Source organism: Bradyrhizobium guangdongense (assembly GCF_004114975.1).
GTDB classification, from domain to species: domain Bacteria; phylum Pseudomonadota; class Alphaproteobacteria; order Rhizobiales; family Xanthobacteraceae; genus Bradyrhizobium; species Bradyrhizobium guangdongense.
In genome coordinates, this window is record NZ_CP030051.1 from 3,589,042 (window position 1) to 3,610,074 (window position 21,033).

At 64.0% G+C, this 21,033-nt stretch carries 19 protein-coding genes; 7 read left to right on the top strand and 12 right to left on the bottom strand.

Translation table 11 applies throughout. The annotated features are described in order from the left end of the window. Positions 1-125: 125 nt before the first annotated feature. From ppx to X265_RS17100, 4 genes are all read right to left on the bottom strand, one after another. Positions 126-1,628, bottom strand: coding sequence for an exopolyphosphatase (gene ppx, locus X265_RS17085; protein WP_128965860.1), 1,503 nt, complete (start codon positions 1,626-1,628; stop codon positions 126-128). A gap of 15 nt (positions 1,629-1,643) precedes the next feature. Next, on the bottom strand, positions 1,644-3,833 hold the full coding sequence (locus tag X265_RS17090; RefSeq protein ID WP_164939014.1) for an RNA degradosome polyphosphate kinase: 2,190 nt from the start codon (positions 3,831-3,833) through the stop codon (positions 1,644-1,646). A 140-nt stretch (positions 3,834-3,973) separates the two neighbouring features. Further along, positions 3,974-4,651, bottom strand: a complete 678-nt coding sequence (locus X265_RS17095; protein WP_128965861.1) for a P-loop NTPase family protein — start codon at positions 4,649-4,651, stop codon at positions 3,974-3,976. Between the two features lie 93 nt (positions 4,652-4,744). Next, complete coding sequence (locus X265_RS17100) at positions 4,745-5,287, bottom strand: CDP-alcohol phosphatidyltransferase family protein (protein WP_128965862.1); 543 nt, start codon at positions 5,285-5,287, stop codon at positions 4,745-4,747. Between the two features lie 154 nt (positions 5,288-5,441). Between X265_RS17100 and purM the strand changes: the two genes are divergently transcribed. Together purM and purN are read left to right on the top strand one after the other, a co-directional pair. After that, positions 5,442-6,515, top strand: coding sequence for a phosphoribosylformylglycinamidine cyclo-ligase (purM, locus tag X265_RS17105; RefSeq protein WP_128965863.1), 1,074 nt, complete (start codon positions 5,442-5,444; stop codon positions 6,513-6,515). Then, positions 6,515-7,168: a phosphoribosylglycinamide formyltransferase gene (gene purN, locus X265_RS17110; protein WP_164938633.1), complete on the top strand. Its 654-nt coding sequence runs from the start codon at positions 6,515-6,517 to the stop codon at positions 7,166-7,168. The genes purM and purN overlap by 1 nt, the downstream gene beginning before the upstream one ends. A 90-nt stretch (positions 7,169-7,258) precedes the next feature. On the opposite strand, the gene X265_RS17115 is transcribed toward purN, so the two are convergent. Next, complete coding sequence (locus X265_RS17115) at positions 7,259-7,465, bottom strand: cold-shock protein (RefSeq protein ID WP_008551638.1); 207 nt, start codon at positions 7,463-7,465, stop codon at positions 7,259-7,261. Positions 7,466-7,841: 376 nt separating this feature from the next. Between X265_RS17115 and X265_RS17125 the strand changes: the two genes are divergently transcribed. After that, positions 7,842-9,002, top strand: coding sequence for an autotransporter outer membrane beta-barrel domain-containing protein (locus X265_RS17125; protein ID WP_128965865.1), 1,161 nt, complete (start codon positions 7,842-7,844; stop codon positions 9,000-9,002). 18 nt (positions 9,003-9,020) lie between these two features. On the opposite strand, the gene X265_RS17130 is transcribed toward X265_RS17125, so the two are convergent. Further along, the gene (locus X265_RS17130) at positions 9,021-10,061 is read right to left on the bottom strand and encodes a LysR family transcriptional regulator (RefSeq protein WP_128965866.1); all 1,041 of its coding nucleotides are present in this window, start codon (positions 10,059-10,061) and stop codon (positions 9,021-9,023) included. Between the two features lie 71 nt (positions 10,062-10,132). On the opposite strand from X265_RS17130, the gene X265_RS17135 reads away from it, so the two are divergent. From X265_RS17135 to X265_RS17150, 4 genes are all read left to right on the top strand, one after another. After that, entirely contained in the window at positions 10,133-10,750 is a 618-nt protein-coding gene (locus tag X265_RS17135; protein ID WP_164938634.1) for a hypothetical protein, read from the top strand. Continuing rightward, on the top strand, positions 10,737-11,357 hold the full coding sequence (locus X265_RS17140) for a GNAT family N-acetyltransferase (RefSeq protein WP_128965867.1): 621 nt from the start codon (positions 10,737-10,739) through the stop codon (positions 11,355-11,357). Before X265_RS17135 ends, X265_RS17140 begins: the two co-directional genes overlap by 14 nt. Before the next feature lie 462 nt (positions 11,358-11,819). After that, positions 11,820-11,987, top strand: coding sequence for a hypothetical protein (locus tag X265_RS40520; RefSeq protein WP_164938635.1), 168 nt, complete (start codon positions 11,820-11,822; stop codon positions 11,985-11,987). A gap of 170 nt (positions 11,988-12,157) precedes the next feature. Further along, complete coding sequence (locus tag X265_RS17150) at positions 12,158-13,540, top strand: aspartate aminotransferase family protein (RefSeq protein ID WP_128965868.1); 1,383 nt, start codon at positions 12,158-12,160, stop codon at positions 13,538-13,540. 93 nt (positions 13,541-13,633) lie between these two features. On the opposite strand, the gene rnd is transcribed toward X265_RS17150, so the two are convergent. The 6 genes from rnd to X265_RS17180 form a co-directional block, all read right to left on the bottom strand. Beyond that, the gene (gene rnd / locus X265_RS17155; RefSeq protein ID WP_128965869.1) at positions 13,634-14,782 is read right to left on the bottom strand and encodes a ribonuclease D; all 1,149 of its coding nucleotides are present in this window, start codon (positions 14,780-14,782) and stop codon (positions 13,634-13,636) included. A 413-nt stretch (positions 14,783-15,195) separates the two neighbouring features. Further along, positions 15,196-16,530 carry an ABC transporter substrate-binding protein gene (locus tag X265_RS17160; RefSeq protein ID WP_128965870.1) on the bottom strand — a complete coding sequence of 445 codons (1,335 nt, stop codon included), beginning with the start codon at positions 16,528-16,530 and terminating at the stop codon, positions 15,196-15,198. Between the two features lie 10 nt (positions 16,531-16,540). Then, complete coding sequence (locus X265_RS17165) at positions 16,541-17,410, bottom strand: carbohydrate ABC transporter permease (RefSeq protein ID WP_128965871.1); 870 nt, start codon at positions 17,408-17,410, stop codon at positions 16,541-16,543. Continuing rightward, positions 17,407-18,357, bottom strand: coding sequence for a carbohydrate ABC transporter permease (locus tag X265_RS17170; protein ID WP_164938636.1), 951 nt, complete (start codon positions 18,355-18,357; stop codon positions 17,407-17,409). Before X265_RS17170 ends, X265_RS17165 begins: the two co-directional genes overlap by 4 nt. 1 nt (position 18,358) lies before the next feature. Beyond that, complete coding sequence (locus X265_RS17175) at positions 18,359-19,210, bottom strand: phosphodiesterase (protein ID WP_128965873.1); 852 nt, start codon at positions 19,208-19,210, stop codon at positions 18,359-18,361. A gap of 305 nt (positions 19,211-19,515) precedes the next feature. Then, positions 19,516-20,988, bottom strand: a complete 1,473-nt coding sequence (locus tag X265_RS17180; protein ID WP_128965874.1) for a protein adenylyltransferase SelO — start codon at positions 20,986-20,988, stop codon at positions 19,516-19,518. Between the last annotated feature and the right edge of the window lie 45 nt (positions 20,989-21,033).

A 21,033-nucleotide genomic window follows, 5' to 3' on the forward strand; every position in this document is an offset into this window, starting at 1 on the left:
AAGCGAAGCTCATGTTGCATGATAGAGGTGGTCCCAAACAACGTGGCGGCACGTTAGTCCGGCACCATCCGGCCGAGTTGATCTGCATCAACCGGCGTCGGTTCTGCGACAGAATGCAGCGCTGGTCAGCGTCTGACGATCGAGCCGGATCGTCCGACCAGGCGGGCGAGCTGCTTGAAGCGGCTGCCGACCCGGTCGGCGACGAGATCGCCGAGCCGGTGCTCGAAGACCAGCGTCAGACTGCGGCCCCGGCTGCGAAAATGCGTGGCCGGCAGCACGCCCGGACGTGCGGCCGAGATCAGATGCGCGACGCGGAACGCAGCGCCGAGCAGGCGGGCGCGTTCGAGCTGCGCCGGCGTCAGCAATTCCTGCATCGTCAGCGGCGGCTGGTTCTCTTCGCTGAGACCCGCATAGCGATAGAACACCGACAGTCCGACGAAGGCGCGTTCGCGGTGATCGATCGCGCCGAAATTGGCGTTGACCACGAGACTCAGCGTCTGCTCGCCGCGATGATCGGGATGGACGCGCCAGCCGATGTCGGACAGCAGACAGGCCGTGTGGCGCAGACGGCGATCCTCCTCGGTCTCGCGCAGCTTCACGACGCGCGCCAGCCGGTCGGTCCAGGCGATCAGCTCGCGCGCGTGCTGCGCCGAGCGCGACAGAAGCTGGTTCAGCTCCTCGGCCGCGCAGATCAGGCCGTCCTTGTTGCGTTCGGACTCCGGCAACTTCTCGTGCAGCAGGCCCTCGCGCACGCCGAAGGTCGAGAACACGATGGTCTTGGGTTTTGCGACGCGGATGATGTGCTCGAGCACGAGCGCTGCATAGGTGAGGAGAGGGCGCCGCGCATCCGCGACGACCTCGATGTCGGCGAGCATGTCGGCGGCGGCGAGGCGCCGCAGCCGGCGGACAAAATCCAGCGCCTCGGCCGCTTGTATGGAATAGCCGTGCATCACCTGGAGAGGATAGCCGCTCTGGATGATGTGGATGCGCGCCAGCGCGCGCCAGGTGCCGCCGACGGCATAGAAGGTGCGGCCGCTGCCGGCCGTGAGCTGTGGGACCTCGTCGAGCGCCTCGCGCACGATGCGGTCGGCGCGCTTGAGCGATTTGTGGGCGAGGTCCTGGAGCGCGAGACCACCGAGCGGCAGCGTCACGCCGCTCCGTACCCGGTTCCTGCGCACGTCGATCAGTTCCAGCGAACCGCCGCCGAGATCGCCGACGATGCCGTCGGGATTGTGCACACCCGAGATCACGCCGAGCGCCGACAGCTTTGCTTCGCGCGGCCCCGACAGGATTTCGATGTTCACGGCGCAGATGCGCTCCGCCTTCGCGATGAAATCGGGGCCGTTGGAAGCGTCACGGCAGGCCGCAGTTGCGATCGCGAATACGCGGCCGACCTGCATGACGCGGCACAGCGCGCGGAAACGCTTCAGCGACGTCAGCGCCTTGTCGACGGCGTCGGGCGCAAGCAGGCCGGTGCTCTGCACCTCGCGTCCGAGGCCGCACAGCGTCTTCTCGTTGAAGATCGGAATCAGGCTCCGCGCCAGCGCCTCGTAGACGACGAGACGAACCGAATTGGAGCCGATGTCGATGACCGCGACGCTAGTGCCACGCTTGCGCGGGCGTTTCACGACAAGGATCTCCGGTCAGGACTGATGGCGTTCGTTCCGGCGTGTGAGACGCCGCGGCGAGGATTCCTTGAGCGACTTTCCACGGCCAGACAGACTCGGATTTGTCATGAAGTAGTTGTGCACGTTGAAGGGCTCCTCGCCCTTCGCGGCCTTCATACGCGTTGAAGACCCGTCCGGCAACAATTGCCAGCTCTGCTCATTGTCCTTCAGATTCGCGACCATGATCTGTTCGAGAACCTGCTGATGCACCGTGGGATTCTGCAGCGGACACAGCACCTCGACCCGGCGATCGAGGTTGCGCGGCATCATATCGGCCGACGAGATATACACAGCCGCTTTCGCGCTCGGCAGGCCCTGGCCCATGCCGAAGCAGTAGATTCGGCCGTGCTCCAGGAAGCGCCCGATGATCGACTTGACGCGGATGTTCTCCGACAGGCCAGGAATACCGGGGCGGAGGCAGCAGATCCCGCGTACCACGAGCTCGACTTGAACGCCGGCCTGCGAGGCCTCGTAGAGCGCGTCGATGATATCGGGGTCGACCAATGCATTCATCTTCATCCAGACCGCGCCGGGCTTGCCGTGACGCGCATGCTCGGTCTCGCCCTGGATGTGCTCGATGATGCGCTTGCGCAAGGTCAGCGGCGACACGGCCATCTTTTCCAGATCGCTCGGTGCTGCGTAGCCCGTAATGAAGTTGAACACGCGCGCGGCGTCGCGGCCGATGGTCGGTTCCGAGGTGAAGTAGGAGAGATCGGTGTAAATTCGCGCGGTCACCGGGTGGTAATTGCCGGTGCCGGTGTGGACGTAAGTGGCAAGGCTCCCGCCCTCGCGGCGCACCACCATCGAGAGCTTCGCGTGCGTCTTGAGTTCGAGGAAGCCGTAGACGACCTGGACGCCGGCGCGTTCGAGATCGCGCGCCCAGCGGATGTTGGCCTCTTCGTCGAAGCGCGCCTTCAATTCGATGAGCGCGGTGACGGACTTGCCGGCTTCGGCAGCTTCGGCCAGCGCGCGCACGATCGGCGAGTTGTTCGAGGTCCGGTAGAGCGTCTGCTTGATCGCGACGACATCGGGGTCGCGCGCCGCCTGTTGCAGGAACTGCACCACGACGTCGAAGGATTCGTAGGGGTGATGGACAATCAGGTCCTTCTGCCTGATAGCGGCGAAGATGTCGCCGCCATGCTCGCGCACGCGCTCGGGATGGCGCGGCACGTAGGGGGTGAATTCGAGGTCGGGCCGATCAAGCCGGGTGAGCTGCGACAGCTCGTTCATGGCCAGCACGCCGTCGACCAGGAACACCTCGTCATCGGCTGCGGACAGCGCGTGCTGCACGAAGCTGCGCAGCTCCTCCGGCATCTTGGCGTCGATCTCCAGCCGAATCACCGAGCCGCGGCGGCGGCGCTTCAGCGCGGTCTCGAACAGGCGGACGAGGTCTTCGGCCTCTTCCTCGATTTCGAGCTCGGAGTCGCGGATGATGCGGAAGGCGCCCTGGCCGTGGAGACTGTAGCCGGGGAACAGGCGGTTGATGAACAGGCTGGTTGCCTGCTCCAGCGAGATCAGGCGGACCTTGCCTTCGGCCGGCAGGCGGATGAAGCGGTCGATCTTGCCGGGCATACGGATCAGCGCGTTCATCGGCTTGCCGTCGGCCTCGCGCGTGAGCTGGAGCGCGATGGTGAAGCCGAGGCTCGGGATGAACGGGAAGGGGTGGGCAGGATCGATCGCCAGCGGTGTCAGCAGCGGGAAAACGTTGTTGAGGAAATAGTCCTCGAGCCAGGTCCGTTCCGCCTTGGTGACGTCCTTGCCGTCGACCAGCACGATGCCGACCTCGGCCAGCGTGCCGCGCAGGTCGCGCCAGATGGCCTGCTGATCGGAGGCGAGCTGGGAGACTGTGCGGTTGATCAGCGCGAGCTGCTCAGACGGGGTCAAGCCGTCAGGGGCGCGTTCGGCAATGCCCTCGCGCACCTGGGCTTTGATGCCGGCGACGCGGACCATGAAGAATTCGTCGAGATTGTTCGCCGAAATCGACAGGAAACGCACCCGCTCCAGCATGGGATGGCTGGGGTTGACCGATTCCTCCAGAACGCGCCGGTTGAAGTGCAGCCAGGACAGTTCGCGATTGATGAAGCGCTCGGGGCTTGTGGCGATCGCCGGCAGGCCCTGCGGCTCCGTGGCTTTCTCTTTTGTTTCAACGGCTTGCGCAGAGTCCATGAGAAGTCGGTCCATCAAAATTGCCCCTCTTTGCGACTTGAGCGCAAAACCGGCGGGAGCATGTGTTAGGGCGATGACGTTTCGATGACATTGATGTTCCGCCGCGGCATTGCGTCAAGCCGGCCTGAGGGAGCTGGCGGTCAGGCGTCCCGGAGCAGCTCGGCGGCGAGGGCCCGGGTGACGGGGCGACCGAGGCGCAGCGCCTCGCTGTCGAGCAGTTCCACGGCCCGCTGGGCGGCGGCCGAGGAGCGCTCCAGCCGGGCCGCGAGATAGCTCACGACGCTTTCGTCGATGGCAAGCTGGCGGTCGGCGCAGAATTTGACGATCAGGCCGCGGAACAGTTGGTCGTCGGGCGGCGACAGCGAAATCACCGGAATGGTCCGCAGGCGGGAGCGCAGGTCGCGGAGATCCACCTCCAATGCCGCCGGTGCCTCGCGAGCGGTGAACAGCACGAAAGCGCCATCCTCGCGGGCAAGGTTCATCAAATGGAAGAGGGCGCGCTCGTCGAAATCCCTGGCCTTGAGATCCTCCACCACCAGCGCGCCGGTCGCGAGCGCGCCGGGGACGCTGGCTGGGGTCAGCGCATTGGCCATGGTCGAGCGGGCACCTGATATCTCGGCCCAGATCGCAGCCAGATGGCTCTTGCCGGAGCCTTCGGGGCCGGCGAGCCACATGATCCGGCTCGGCCATTCCGGCCAGCTGTCGATCAGAGCGAGGCCAGCGGCATTGGCGGGGCCCTCGAGAAAATTGTCCCGGGTGAGGCTCTCGGCATGCGGAAGCGAAAACGCCAATTGCCGGGGATGAACGCGGGCTGCCACGCTTGCTTTGCTCCGTGCCGGCGCGCCGGCCTTGTCTGAAGGGATTTGTGTTAATCGATCGGGACTTGGCCTTTTACGGGGCCGCATCCCGTCTCATTTCGCCTCGATCGTGCTCATGTGCCGCAGCCATTCGACGAGGTAGAGCGACACTGAGGACAACGTGAACACCGTGACCAGCGCCAGCAGGATCATATCATAAGGCGCAGCCTTGAAGCCGAAGGCGAGGGCCGCCAGCACCAGGGCCGCATAGGCCACCTGGGCGGCGGTATTGAGCTTCGAGACTTTGGAGGGCCTCATCTCGACGGGTTTGTCGAACAACCAGGATACGATCACCGCAGCGACGATCATGATGTCGCGCGACACCACCAGGATCACGATCCAGCGTGGGATATCGCCCCAGATCCCGAGCGACAGGTAGATCGACACCAGCAAGGCCTTGTCGGCCAGGGGATCGAGCAGGGCGCCGAGCTCACTGGCCATGTTGAAGCGCTTGGCCAGGAAGCCATCCACGGCGTCGCTGATGCCCGCGATGAGGAAGACGGCGAACGCCACCTCCATTTGGCTCGACACGATGGCCCAGACGATGATGGGGACCAGCATGATGCGGCCCAGGGTAATGATGTTCGGAATACTCACACGGCGCTTCCCGGCACCCGACTGACCTTGAATCCCGGCTCTAAGAGGCTGAACCGGTTGATATCTCTACATAGTATAGGGCGGGGCGCCACGCTTGCCATTGCGCGTCCCCGGAATTCGACGTAACCAGCCGCAAACCCACTGGAAATCGGGCATGACCGACCGCAAAAACGGCCTTACTTACGCCGATTCAGGCGTCGATATCGACGCGGGCAACCGCTTGGTCGACCTGATCAAGCCGATGGTGCGCGCCACCGCCCGGCCCGGCGCAGATGCTGAGATCGGCGGATTCGGCGGCCTGTTCGACCTCAAGGCGGCCGGTTTTAGGGATCCCGTCCTGGTCGCGGCCACCGACGGCGTCGGCACCAAGGTCAAGATCGCAATCGAGACCGGCCTGCATGGCGGGATCGGCATCGATCTCGTCGCCATGAGCGTCAATGACCTCGTGGTCCAGGGCGCCGAGCCGCTGTTCTTCCTGGACTATTTTGCCTGCGGCAAGCTCGACCCCGAGGCCACGGCCGCGATCGTCGCCGGTGTTGCCGAGGGCTGCCGCGAATCCGGCTGCGCCCTGATCGGGGGCGAGACCGCCGAGATGCCCGGCCTCTACAAGGACGGCGACTATGATCTCGGCGGTTTTGCTGTTGGCGCCGCCGAGCGCGGCACGCTGTTGCCGCGCAAGGATATCGCCGTCGGCGATGCCGTGATCGGCCTTGCTTCGTCGGGCGTGCACTCCAACGGCTTCTCGCTGGTGCGCAAGATTGTGGAACAGTCCGGCCTTGGCTTCGAGGCACAGGCGCCATTTGCACCGGTCATGACCCTTGGCGGCGCGCTGCTGACGCCGACCCGCCTCTACGTCAAATCCTGCCTGCGAGCGATCCGCGAGACCGGCGCGGTGAAGGGGCTTGCCCATATCACCGGCGGCGGCTTCACCGACAACATCCCGCGCGTGTTGCCAGGCAATCTCGGTGTCGGTATCGACCTTGCGCGCCTGCCGGTGCTGCCCGTGTTCAAATGGCTGTCCGCGCAAGCCGGCATCGCCGAGCTCGAAATGCTCCGCACCTTCAACTGCGGCATTGGCATGATTGCCATCGTCGAGCCCGACAAGGTCGACCAGGTCACGCAGGTCTTCACCGATGCCGGCGAAACCGTGGCGCAGCTCGGCACCGTGATCCCGGCCGAGGGCGAGCACCGCGTGGTCTATAACGGCCATCTCGATCTGGCGCTGTGATGAAGCGCCGCGTCGCCATTCTGATCTCCGGTCGCGGTTCCAACATGGCCGCACTGATCAAGGCCGCAAGCGCGCCGGATTTTCCGGCAGAGATCTCGCTGGTGATCTCGAACAAGGCCGACGCGCTCGGGCTCGAACGGGCCAAGGCGGCCGGCGTGACGACGCTGGTGATCGAGAGCAAGCCGTTCGGCAAGGACCGCGCTGGTTTCGAGAAAGTGTTGCAGGCAGCTCTGGACCAGCACGGCATCGAGCTGATTTGCCTCGGCGGCTTCATGCGCCTGTTCACCGCCGAATTCACCAAGGCCTGGTACGGACGGATGCTCAACATCCATCCGTCGCTGCTGCCGTCATTCCCGGGCCTCGACCCGCACGGGCAGGCCCTGCGCGCCGGCGTCAAACTGTCCGGCGCGACGGTGCACTTCGTGATTCCCGAGACCGATGCGGGCCCGATCGTGATGCAGGGCGCCGTGCCCGTCAGCGACCACGACACGGCGGAGACGCTTTCGGAGCGCATCCTCGAAGTGGAGCACCGCATCTACCCTGCGGCGCTGAGCCTGCTCGCGACCGGCAAGGTCACGATCGAGGGTGACGTCTGCAAGACGGCGGGAAGCGCGGCGTCCGAGAATTTTCTGATTGCGCCGGTGGCGAACTGAAGCGCGTCCTGCGTTTCGTCACCCCAAATAAAATCCCCCGGCAGAGCCGGGGGCAACGTCATGATCTCTCGCGCTGAGCTTCGAGAGAAATCAGGAGACCTTGAGGTTCTCCGCGGACGATTTGCCGCGGTTCTCCACGAGGTCATATTCAACCACCTGGTTCTCGTTCAGGGTCGAGAGGCCAGCGCGCTCGACCGCGGAGATGTGGACGAACACGTCCTTATCGCCGCCGTTGGGCTTGATGAACCCGTAACCCTTGGTGGGGTTGAACCATTTGACGGTGCCCTTTTGTGGCATCGTTAGTCTCCTCCGCTAGGTACTAAAAAGACGCGGCCGCTTTTCGCGTGCCACGTCACAAACGGGCTTCCGGAAGTCTGTTCGAGTCTTGAGTCTGTCGCGAAACGCACAGCCGAGCGGCCAATTCCGATTGTGTGCGGTATTCCAACACGAAAACCGCGCGCTAGCAAGTCGCGCGCGAATTTCAAGGTCACGCGGAAGATCTCCCGCAGCAATTTGCGACCTGTGGCCGAGGAACCACAATCAGGGGCAATCACCCCGGCGATAGCCTGCCAAGCTGTTGACCCCTCGTGGCTGTTCAGCACAAATCGCCGCACCTGCTCGCCGTTCGTGTTGTATTTTTGCGGCCGCCATTTTGCTTCTGGGATTACCCGTCATGTGCCTCATTCGGCAGCCCAACAGGATACGGCAGACGATCGGATTGGACCGTGTCCGTCGGATCTTGCGGGCATTTGCCCTCGCCCTTTCGGTTGTCGTGATGCTGCCGGCGACATCAGGCTTCGCTCAGACCCCGACGCCTGCTGCATCTCCGACGCCGACGCCCACGCCGTCGTCGATCCCGACCCCAAGTGCGACATCGACCAATTACAATCAGTCGGCCGACAGCAGCACGCTCAATTTGGGCTCAAACTTCCTGGAGCGGCTCGGTAGCCAGGCGTCCGGCGGCGTCAACCGGGTGTCACGCACCAATCCCGGCGGCGGGGGTGCGTCGGAGAGCGCGGAGGATCCGCGCTACCGAACCTGGTTCGAGGGTTATGGGATGTCAGTCCGGACCGATGCCCAAGGGGATTTCGTCGGCGACAAGCGCAAGACGGTCGGCGGTGTCGCCGGCTTCGGTGCGCGGATCGCGGCCGGCGTCAACCTCGGCTTTTCCGTTGACCAAAGCCATACCGACATCGACGTGCCGCTCGCGCTCCAGTCGGCGACGCTCGACCTGACGCAGGTCGGCTTCAACGGCTCCGTCGACAAGGGCCCGTGGACCTGGGCCTTCGCAGTGGTGCACGGCTTCGGCAAGGTTCATTCCAGCCGCGACACCGGCCTTGGTCTCGCAACCGCGGGCTATCGCGCTGCTGTCGATGGCGCGCTGACCGAGATCAGCTATTACTGGACCCGGGACCAGATGCGCATCGTGCCAAAGGGCGCGCTCGAATATGTGCGGGCGACCGGCGCGGCGTTCCAGGAGACGGGCGGACTTGACCCGCTCAACGTCGGCTCGAGCGCGATCTCTCGCGCGCGCGTCATGGTCGGCGCCGAGATCGGGCGCTACTTCATCTTCGACAGGAAGATCCTGGACCTCTCAGCTTACGGCAAGTTCGTCGATAATTTCTATCAGGACCTGGGATCGGTACAGGTCAGCTTGGGGAGCCAGAACATCATCGTTCCCGGCATCGGCGAGAGCCGATACGGCATGGACGCCGGTGCCGCTGCCTCGCTCAGCCTGACCAACACCGCGCGGTTGTACGTCAATTACGACGGCAAATTCCGCAATGAGCTGGTGTCGCACCAGGGCACGGTCGGCTTCGAATATCGGTGGTGACGTGGGGTTCCCTGGCGCTTAAGCCGGTGTCACCGCGACGTAGCCGGTCAATCCAAAGGCTTCGCGGACCGACGTCATCATCGGCACCAGCGCGTCCGGATGGATGAACTCGTCTCGGAAGCAGGGATAGATTTTGGGATCGAAGATCTTTTTCAGCCAGTCGACGACGATCTTGTGCCGCTCGGAGGCGCGGAACTCTTTGTGATAAGTGAGCCAGAGGTCGACGTGATGGCTGACGCCGAGATCGACGGCGACGAGCGGTGCCCCCAGCGCGATCGCCACCGTCGGCAGGAAGCCGATGCCGGCGCCGCGCTCGACCGCATAGAGCACGCCGACCGAGGAGTTGGTCTTGATTCCGACGATGCCTTCCAGCGATTTCAACCCGAGCACGCGGGCATAGGCGCCGCCGTCGACCTGCGGCGCGCTCTGCTGGATGATGCGATGGCTCGGCAATTCGGCGAGCGTTGCCGGCAGGCCGTAGAGGTTCGCATAGTCGTTCGAGACGAACGGATAAATGTGCAGCCGGCCTAGCTTGGCCACGATGAGGTCGGGATTGGTCGGCGGCTCGAGCTGGATCGCGATGTCCGACTCCAGCCGCGCGACGTCCGCCTGCTCCATCGCACAACGCAGATCGACGGTGATCTTGCGATAGCTCTTCTGGAAGTCGATCAGCCGCGGCAGGATCCAGAAATTGCCCGGACCCTCCGTCACCGCGACGCGCACGGTGCCCGACAAGTCGTTGGACGTGCGCGAGGCGCGACGGAAGACGTTGAAGGCGTGACGCTCCATATGCGCGACGTCCGCGATCATAGCGGCGCCTTCGTCGCTGAGCGTGAGGCCGCTCTGGTCTCGCAGGAAAAGCTTGCAGTCGATGCTCTCTTCGAGCCGGTCGATCCTGCGCATCAACGTCGTGGAAGTGAGCCCGAGCTCTTCGGCGGCATTTCGGAAACTTTTAAATTTGGCGCAGGCTAAAAACAGCTTCAAATCATCCCACGACGCATTTAGCGGTTCTTCATGGTGCTGCATCATTGCAGCACCCCGGTGCAATACTTGCTGCATACTCCTGATCTCCAGCCGCTTAGCTTTTCCCCATAGCGGCGTACAAAACCCTGGAACGATAGAGGGACGACATGGGTATGGAAAGGGGCTCGCTTGCCCCGAGGCATGATTTCGACGCCTTGCCGTTGACCCCCGAGATCGACGTCCGTTGCGCGCAGCTTTCCGAAATCGCAGCGCTGTCGGAGATGGCGCACCGGCTGGTTCCTGGCGTAGAGATCGGGGCAGTGGAGCTTGCGAAATATTTCGCCTTTGATCCCCAGAGCATCCTGACCTTCACCCGAAAAGGCAGTTTGCTCGGCGGCATGGCCTTCCTGTTTCTCAACGATCATGGGCATGATGCATTGCTGCTCGACGAAATCTGTCTGACTGCGCCGGAGACGCGCTATCTCGCTTCCGCGAATGACGACGTCGCAGCCATCTACATCTGGGCGATCGCGGCGACCGGCCGCGGTATCGGGGGGCTTGGCAAGGCTGCTGCTCATCTGCGGCAGTTAAGGTTTCGCGGCGCGGATTGCTATGCCCAGCCGTCAACCGTGGCCGGACGCGAGATCATGGGGGCGACCGGATTCAAGCCCATAGCGAGCTTCCAGCCCGACCTCTGGTGTTACGAGCGCCCGTGGCACCGTCGCCCGATGCGCATGCCGGGTGCTTTCGTTCAATCAAGGAGTTTTGCAGATGCACGGCACTAGGATTCCTCTCGCCAAGCCCGACTCCCGCGCCATCACCGTCCGCCTAGCGCGCAATCCAAGCGACCTCATGCTGGTCACCGCCATTCGCTCCGCGGTCTATCTCGCCGAGCAGGATTGTCCGTTTGACGAGGAGTTCGACGGCAACGACATGGTGGCCGCACATTTCATCGGCTATGTCGGCAACGAGCCCGCGGGCTGCCTGCGCGTGCGTTTCTTCGGCGATTTCGCCAAGGTCGAGCGGCTCGCGGTGCGTCACCAATATCGGCGCTCGCGCCTTTCGTTCAAGCTGGTGCAGGCGAGCATCGACTTCGTAAAGCGCAAGGGGTTCCGCAAGATCTACGGTCAGGCTCAGGACCGGCTGGTGGATTTCTGGGCTCATTTCGGCGCCAAACCGCTCGGCCACAACAGAAAGATCACGTTCTCGGATTTCTCTTACACGGAGATGCTGCTGGAGATCGAGCCGGGTCCGGACGCCATCACGCTGGACAGCGATCCCTATGTGATCATCCGCCCGGAGGGTGACTGGGACCGGCCGGGCGTGCTCGATGCCTCGGCGGGGCGAGCGGTGACCTCGCCATTGCGGGACCTCGCGCTCGCCGGCCGTTGAAATGGGTGCAGCTCTGCGCAAGACGATGCGCTCTGCCGCGACCATCCGCGGGTCCTGCGCGAACATTCGAGTGGCTATCTGATCCCTGGGCGTCGCCACGTCATACTCGCTGGCGACGCCGCGACCATGCGCTCTTCGGAGCTGTTGTTGCTGTGGCGCAGCAATCGATCGCCAGCGATGCATTGAAATCATCGTACAAATGGCATGGCTCGATCCGTCACCTACGCTGACGGATTTACGGAAGACGAGGGTCCTCGGCCTGCGGCTCCTCACGTTTCGCGGACGACACGTACAGAAACCGTAATCTGCGTTCCCGATGTCGCCGCAGCCGTCCGCAAACAGTTGGTGGTGGATGTCACCACCAACTTTGCTACACTCCAAGCCAGCGCCGAAACTGATCAGAACCAGCCGGCGCCGTTGCGGTCCAGGCGGACGTGATCGGCGGATGCATGGGGTGGGACATTGTCGCGGAAGAACGACCTCAAGGAGCTGGCGAGCGATCTGTCACGGGCCGTCGAGACGGCGCGCCGGGTCGGTCTGCCCACGACCGTCTACCTGCTGTCGATGGCGCTGGTTGACGTGAAGGAAGCCGCTGCCGATCACGACGGGAGCGACGATAGCGCGGCCTGAGCGCTGCCCCCGTGTGCGGGTTTGTGCAACGCTGCTGAGCGCTTGTTGCCGATGAATTGACGTTGCAAGTTCTGCCTCGTCGCAATAGCCAAGTAACCAGCCGAGTAACTCGACAATCGCGTGCGACGTTGGCCGCGCCGCCGACGTCACGACTTAAGGGATCCCCGCAAATGTCCATGCTGCCCAATTCGCAAGAAGCCCGGGATGTGGCCTACCAGCTCCATGCCTACACCAATGCGCGCGCCCATCAGCAGGCGGGTCCCCTGGTGATCGAGCGCGGCGATGGGCCTTACGTGTTCGACGCGGCGGGCAAGCGCTATTTCGAGGCGATGGCGGGCCTGTGGAGCGTCGGGCTCGGCTTCAATGAGAAGCGGCTGGTCGAGGCGGCCTACAAGCAGATGCAGGCGCTGCCGTTCTATCACACCTTCTCGGCCAAATCGCACGGGCCTTCCATCGATCTCGCCGAAAAGCTGGTGGCGCTCGCGCCGGTGCCCATGAGCAAGGTGTTCTTCACCAATTCGGGCTCGGAGGCGAACGACACCGTTCTCAAGCTGATCGCCTATCGTTCCAATTCGCTCGGCCAGCCCCAGCGCAAGAAGATCATCAGCCGCATGCGCGCCTATCACGGCGTCACCATTGCGTCCGCGAGCCTCACGGGCCTGCCCAACAACCACCGCTCGTTCGACCTGCCGCTGCCGAACATCCTGCACACGGGCTCGCCTCATTTCTACAAGGACGGCGCCCCCGGCGAGAGCGAGGAGGCGTTCGCGACGCGACGGGCCGAGGAGCTCGATGCGCTGATCCAGAAGGAAGGACCCGATACGATCGCCGCCTTCTTCGGCGAGCCGGTCATGGGAGCAGGCGGCGTCGTCGTGCCGCCGGCGACCTATTGGGACAAGATCCAGGCGGTCTTGAAGAAGTACGATATCCTGCTGATCGCCGACGAGGTGATCTGCGGCTTCGGTCGCACCGGCAAGATGTTCGGCTGCGAGACCTATGGCATCAAGCCCGACGCGATGGTGGTCTCCAAGCAGATCACATCGAGCTATTTCCCGCTGTCGGCGATCATCATGAACGATCGCATGTTCGAGCCGATTGCCGACGAGAGCAACAAGATCGGCGTGCTCGGCCATGGCTTCACCGCGGGCGGCCATCCGGTCGGCTCGGCCGTGGCGCTCGAAAACCTCAAGATCATCGAGGAGCGGGGCCTGGTAGCGCATGCCGCCGAGCTCGGCGGCTACATGCAGGGCCGCTTGCGCGAACTCACTAGCCATCCGCTGGTCGGCGAGGTCCGCGGCGTCGGCATGATCGCAGCGCTTGAGCTCGTGCTCGACAAGGGCCGCAAGACCGCGGCCGCGGCCCCTGGCGCCGTCGGCGGCATGGCGAGCCGCATGCTCCAGGAGCGGGGCGTGATCTTGCGCAATATGCTCGACGCCATCGCCATCTGCCCGCCGTTGATCGTCACCAAGGCCCAGATCGACGAGCTGGTGGCGGCAATCACTGGCGTGCTCGATGATATGAAGGCCGAGGTGGCAAAGCTGCCGCAGGCCTAGGGCGAGCGTGTCAGTGTGGCTGGATGACCGGCCATCTCTACCGACGTCGTCCTGGCGAAAGCCGTGACGACGTCGGTGAGGCAGTTCGGTTAGCTACGCCCGCTGAACTCCGACCACGCGACCCTTCTCGATCGCCAGCGCCAGCTCGCCACGCTTCAGCTTCAGCGCGGCTTCGCCGAACAACTCGCGGCGCCAGCCGCGCAGGGCCGGCACGTCGGCATCATCGCTGGCTACAATCTCTTCGAGATCGTCGACGGTCGCGATCACCTTGCTCGCCACCGCGTGACGCTCGGCGGTCATGCGGAGCAGTACCTTCAACAGCTCGACCGTCGCAGCACCGTTGGAATTGTTGCGCGGCTTCTCCAGCTTCGGCAGCGTCGAGAAATCCCGCGCCAGGCCGCGCTCGACTGCGGCGACGATGTCGGCGCCCCATTTGGACTTCTCGAAACCCTTCGGCACCGAGCGCAGATGGGCGAGCTTCTCCAGCGTGTTCGGCGCATGGGTGGCGATGTCGGTGACGGCTTCGTCGCGCAGCACGCGCCCACGCGGCACGTCGCGGCTCTGCGCCTCCTGCTCGCGCCAGGCGGCGACCTCCATCAGGACGGCGAGATCCTTCGGCTTGCGCACCCGCGTCTTCAGCCGCTCCCAGGCACGCTCGGGGTGGAAATCGTAGGTCTTGGGCGAGGTCAGGACCTCCATCTCGATGGAGACCCATTCGCTGCGGCGGCGCTTCTTGAGGTCAGCGTCCAGCGCGGCGAAGACGTCGCGCAAATGCGTCACGTCGGAGACCGCATAATGCATCTGCTCCTTGGTCAGCGGCCGGCGCGACCAGTCGGTGAAGCGGTGGGTCTTGTCCGGCCGGTGGCCGGTCACCTTCTCGACGAGGGCGTCATAGGCAATGCTGTCGCCATAGCCGAGCACCATGGCGGCGACCTGGGTATCGAACACCGGATGCGGGATGATGTTGGCCTGGTGCCAGATGATCTCGATGTCCTGGCGCGCGGCGTGGAAGACCTTCAGCACGCTCTCGTTGGCCATCAGCGCGAAGAACGGCTTGAGGTCGATGCCCTCGGCCAGGGTGTCGATGACAACAGCTTCCTCGGGGCTGGCCATCTGCACCACGCACAACAGCGGGTAATAGGTGGTCTCGCGCAGGAACTCGGTATCGACGGTAATGACGGGATGCTTGGCCAGCCGGCTGCAGGCAGCTGTGAGGTCAGCGGTTGTGGTAATCAAATCCATGAACGGCCCATGACACTTGGTATCAGCCGTTCTGCCGAAAGCGCTGTGATGTCAAGGGGGTTGGCGCGAATTCGAGCCTTGCATTGCGACCAGAATCGCCGGAAGCGGCGAAAATTCCTATTCGTAGCGGATCCGGTGCGAGGATTTGCGGGCGCAGGGCAGCGCCACCACGACTAGGCACATGCCAACGAGGGCCAATCCCAGGAACTCGAAAACCAGCAGATCCACGGCGGAAATCTCCAGAAACATCGGTAGATTTGTCGGGGCTGCGTTGACGGTCTGTTAATTGCAATGGTTACCGGCGGCGGGCCGGGCGGGATGGTGGACGGGGGGTTAACGGCAGTAGCCGCCCAAACGCATCAGGCGCCCCGCGGGAAGGGAGCGCCGATCTTCGTTTGCCGGTGCGGCCCGCCTTACGGCAGCTTCAGCGACGTTTCGGCATTGTACGGCTTGAGCGTCTCATCGGCGGCCTTCTGAGCGGCGACGAGGGCGTCCTTCGGCTGCTTCTTGCCGTTGAGGACCAGCATGACCTCGTCCTCCAGGTTCTTGCGCACCGGCACGGTCTTGTAGGTCGCGAACCAAGGCTTGGCGACGTCGAGCTGCTCGACGGCGATCTTGGCGTCCGGGTTCTTGTTGAGGAAGTCGACCATGTCAGGCGTCTTGTAGGCGGCCATGTTCGGCGCGAAATAGCCCGTGGCGCGGCTCCACCAGGCGCTCTTCTCGGGCGAGGTCATCCACTTGATCAGTGTCCAGGCGGCCTTCTGCTTGTCGGCTTCGACGCCGGCCGGAATGATCAGCGAGGCGCCGCCGATCGGCACGGCGTTGCGGACGTTGCGCGGAATGAAGGCGACCTTGTAGTTGAACTTGGCGTTGTCGCGCACGTAAGTGAGTGAGCCCGTCGACAGCATCATCATGGCGGCGTTACCCGAGATGAAGGAGGTGCTGACGGCGGGGCCAGGCGTGGCGCCGGGCGGGTGGACCTTGAACTTGCTCACGAGGTCGTTCCACCAGGTCAGCGCACCTAACATCGACGGTGTGTCGTAGTAGACCTCGCCGCCGAACTCCTCGTTGTAGTAACGCCCGCCATTGCTCATGGTGAGCGTTTCCATCATCCAGCCGCAATAGTCGTAGGCGCAGGGGATTGCGATGCCCCATTGGGTGACCTTGTCGCCATCGCGCTTGGTGAGCTTCTTGGCCCAGTCGGTGAGCTCGGCCCAGGTCTGCGGCGGCTTGTTCGCATCAAGGCCGGCTTCCTTGGCCTTGTCGGCGTTGATGTAGAGCAGCGGCGTCGAATTGTGGAAGGGCACGCCATAGACCGAACGGTTGATCACCGCATTGCCTTGCAGCGCCGGGAAGAACTGGCCCAGGAACTGCTCCTTGGTGGTCCCGTCGGCCTTGATCAGGGCATCGAGATTGGTGAGTTCGTTCTCGATCTGCATGTCGAGCAGGAAGTTCGCCGACATGATCACGGCGGCCGGCGGCTTGCCGGCCTTGATCGAGGCGCGCGTCTTGATCAGCGTGTCGTCGTACGAGCCGGTGTAAACAGCGGTCGCCTTGATATCGGGGTGACCGTCGTTGAACTCCTTGATCAAGGTGCCCATGTCGCGGGCGAGCTTGCCGTCGACGGGGACAGGGAAGTACAGGTCGATCTCGGTCGGGCCTTCGCCGGCGAGCGCCGGGAAGGTGAGGGCGCTTGCCAAAGTGCCCGCCATAGCGAGGCCGAGCATGAGCCTGCGGGAGAACAGCATCGAAAATCTCCTATTTGATGCCTGAGGTGACGAAAGAGCTGATGAACCGCTTCTGGAAGATGAGGAAGGTGATGAGCAGCGGTGCGATCACCATCAGCGTGCCGGCGGCGATGGTGCCCCAGTCCTGCGTGCCTTCGGCGGTCTTGGTGAAGACCGAAAGCCCGACCGTGAGCGGCCGCTTGTCCGGCGAGTTGATCACCATCAGCGGCCACAGGAAGTCGTTCCAGTGGCTGGTAACCGAGATGATGGCAAAGGCCGAGAAGCTCGGCAGCGACAGCGGCACGTAGATGTGGCGGATGCGCTGGATCAGGCTGGCGCCATCGATCAGAGCGGCGTCCTCGAGCTCGGTCGGGATGGCCTCGAATGCCTGGCGCATCAGGAAGGTGCCGAAGGCCGAGGCGAAGAACGGCATCATCACGCCGGCGAGCGTGTCGTAGAGGCCGAGCTGCGCGACCAGGCTCAAATTCGGTACGATCAGCAGTACCGGTACGAGCATCAGCTGCATCAGGAACAGGTAGAAGATCAGCGTCTTACCGGCGAAGTCGAGCCGCGCAAAGGCGAAGCCAGCCAACGTGATCGTGACGAACTGCACCAGCAGGATGCCGGTGCAGATGATCGTGGTGTTGAGCAGGTAGCGCGGGAAATCGCCGATCTCCCAGGCATCCCTGACATTGTCGAGCGTCGGCTTCAAGCTCGGCATCAACTCCGCCATCAGGTTGATGCCGTCTGAGGCCGGACGCAGCGTTGCCACGCCCATCCACAGGAACGGGATCAGCCACGCGAACGCGAGCAGGATTGTGAGCAGGAAGCCCAGCTTCGGCGTGATCTCGTTGCGGGTGGCGAGCGGGGCGTCCTTGTAGAGACGATCGATCAGCTTCATGCGCCGCCCTCGCGATCGGCCATCGTGCGGAACGAGAGCGCGGTGAGGCCCATCAGGGCGGCTAGGGTGAGCAGCGTTGCCGCCGAAGCCTTGCCGACGTCGAAATGCTCGACCGCCTGCTGATAGATGTAGAACAGTACAAGATTGGTCGAATTGGATGGGCCGCCCTGGGTCAGGACGAAGACGTGGTCGACCTGCGTCACCGCATTGAGCGTGGCGATCACGATGACGAACAGGAAGGTGGGCTTGAGCTCCGGCAGGATGATGTAGCGCAGCCGCATGAATGGGCCGGCACCGTCGAGATGCGCGGCTTCCATGACGTCCTCCGGCACCGCCTGCAGGCCCGCGAGGAAGAACAGCATGTAGTAGCCGGCGTTCTTCCAGACCGTGATAATCATGATCGCGTAGAGCGCGATGTCGGGGTCGCCGAGCCAGTTCGGCAGCACCGGAAGCAGGCGGCCGATGTAATGATCGAGCAGGCCGACATTGGGCAGGAAGATGAACAGGAATAGCGCCGAGGCTGCCACCATCGGGATCAGCACCGGCAGGAACAGCGCGGCGCGGAGCGCGCTGGTGACGGCGTTGGTGCGCGCCAGCGCCAGCGCGAACAGCAGCGCGAGGCCGATGCTCGGGATCGCTGTGCCGACAGCATAGATGAGGTTGTTGATGACGGCGCCGGTGAAGGCGGGGTCGGCCAGCACCGCCCTGATATTGTCGAGGCCGACGAAGCGCAGCGGCGCCTTCGGCGTGGCGCGCTGATACAGCGCATCGATCAGCACGCGTCCCATCGCGCCATAGGTGAACAGCGCGAGGAAAACGAGCGAGGGCAGGAGCAGCAGATAGGCCGGCAGCGATGCTTTGAAGCGCGCGATGAATCGCCTCGCGAGGTGAAGGCGCGGCGGCGCTGAGGCCGCGACGGAGAGAGCCGCGGGTTCGGCGAGGCTCATCTCACCGCGCCGCGAAGCTGAGCGCATAGTCGCGGCCGTCCATTCCCTCGGGCGGGTCGAACGGGAAGCGGAGACTGGTGTCGAGGAAGTCGTGGCTGTGCACGACGAGGTTCTGATCGTCGATCAGCACCACGCCATAGGCCGGCGGTTCGTGGCTTGCCAGATGATCAGTGGCGGCGGGATCGAGCTCGAACCAGACCTGGTGGTTGGTGCCGCGCAGCGTCGAGAACGGGATCTTCCCGTAGCTGCCGAAGATCGGTCGGTGCACATGGCCGAAGAAGAGGTGGCGGATGCGCGAACGATAGGGCGCGATCACCTCGGCGAACTCCGCGCTCTGTCTCAGCGCGATCTCATCCATCGCATGCACGCCGACCGGGAAGGGCGGATGATGCATGAACACGACGAACTGCTGGTCGTCAGGCGCAGCGGCAAGCGTCTTGGCCAGCCAGTCGAAGCGTCTCGTGCACATCTCGCCGGCGTGGCTGGTCTCGTCGAGGGTGTCGAGGAAGACGAACAAGCCGTGCTCGGTGGTGCGGGTGCCTTGCACGAAGCCGTTGGGATCGCGGGGCGCGGCTTTCAGGCCATCGAGGCAGGCGACGCGCTTGTCGTGATTGCCGACCATGGCGATGTAGGGAATCTTCAGGGCCGACATCGCATCGGCGAAGTTGGCGTAGGATTCCGGCTCCCCCCAATGGGTGAGATCGCCGGTCACGACCGCGAAGGCGGCGTCCGACTGATGCTTGTTGATGTCGGCAACCGCCGCATCCAGCCGTGCGCGCGGATCGAGGCCGTAGAGCGTCAAGCCGGGATTCGCCAGATGCGTGTCGGTGAGGTGGATGAATTTGAATGGCATGGCGCGCTTTGTCGGACGGTTGGAGGATGGACGCCTCCGGCAAGACGACCTGCCAGCCCGTTAGAGCGCGTGTGTTTCAGTTTGATGACAGCGGTTCCCTGCGCTCGGAATTCCACAGGAGGCGCGGGCGAGAGAAGAAAATCGAAAACAACCCCATGCACAGTAGCCCACGGTTGCCGGATCGACGCTCTACGCGTGTTTCGATATCCGGTGATACGTCGCGCAAATCAGGGGCATATTGCCAATGTCGGAAAATCCGCAGATCGCCTGTTCGAAGGCAGCCCTGCAACGAAGTCCCATTTACCTCACGTTCCGCAGAACGTCTGCAACACCCGCTGATCCGGCAGTGGCGGATCGGCGTAGGCGGCGTACTCCGGCTGGTCCTGATAGGGCTTGGCCAGCACCTTCACCAATTCCTCGAACGGCGCATAGTTGTCGTCATTCACCGCGGCCTGGATCACCGCCTCGACGCGGTGGTTGCGTGGGATGAAGAGCGGATTGACGGCGTGCATCGCGGCTTGCCGCTCGGCTGCAGTCTGCGGCTCCGGCGCGATGCGCGCGCGCCAGCGGCCGGCCCATTCGTCGAACGCTGCGGGCTCCATGAACTGCGCGCGTACGTCGGTGCCGTCATCAACCGCGGCATCGCCGAGCTTGCGGAAGGTGAGGGTGAAGTCGGCCTGGTTCTTGGCCATGGCATCGAGCAGGTCCTGGATCAGAGCCTCGTCGCCGTCGCGCTCGGTGAACAAGCCGACCTTCTGCCGCAAGCCCGCCTGATAGGCGGCGCTGAACGTGTCGGAGAAGGCGCCGAGAATGTCCTGGGCTTCCGCGACCGCCTTTTCCTGGTCGTCGGAGAACAGCGGCAGCAGGCATTCGGCGAGGCGTGTCAGATTCCACAACGCGATGCGCGGCTGGTTGGCGTAGGCGTAGCGGCCCATCTCGTCGATCGACGAGAACACCTGTGAGGGGTTGTAGGCGTCCATGAAGGCGCAGGGGCCGTAGTCGATGGTCTCGCCTGATATGGACGAGTTGTCGGTGTTCATCACGCCGTGGATGAAGCCGACCAGCAGCCAGCGCGCGATGAGCTCGGCCTGCCGCGCGACGACAGCGGCGAGCAGGGCGTGATAGGGCCGCTCGGCGTGAAGCAGATCCGGATAGTGGCGGGTGATGACGTGGTCGGCGAGCCGGCGGATCGCGTCGGTGTCGCGGCGGACGGCAAAGAACTGGAAGGTACCGACCCGGATGTGGCTCGAGGCGACGCGCGTCAGCACCGCACCGGGCAGGACGGTCTCACGGATCACGGGCTCGCCGGTGATGACGGCCGCGAGCGAGCGCGTGGTCGGAATGCCCAGCGCATACATGGCTTCGCTGACGATGTATTCACGTAACACCGGCCCCAGCGCGGCGCGGCCGTCGCCACGGCGGGAGAACGGGGTGGGCCCCGAGCCCTTGAGCTGGATGTCGCGGCGGACGCCATTGATGTCGATGACCTCGCCGAGCAGGATGGCGCGGCCGTCGCCGAGCTGGGGCACGAAATGCCCGAATTGGTGGCCGGCATAGGCCATGGCGATGGGATCGGCGCCCGATGGAACCGTCTTGCCGGCCAGGATTTCGGCGCCCTCAGGGGTCTCCAGGACGTCAGGATCGAGCCCAAGCTGAGCCGCCAGCGGCCGGTTCAGCTTGATCAACCGGGGCGCGGCCACGGGGGTCGGCGCGACGCGGGCAAAGAAGCTGTCCGGCAGCGCCGAATACGAGTTCTGGAAGGGGAAATGAACGGTCATGGAGGTAAAGATAGGCGGGGAACGCGGATCGGCAAAGGCTTGGGG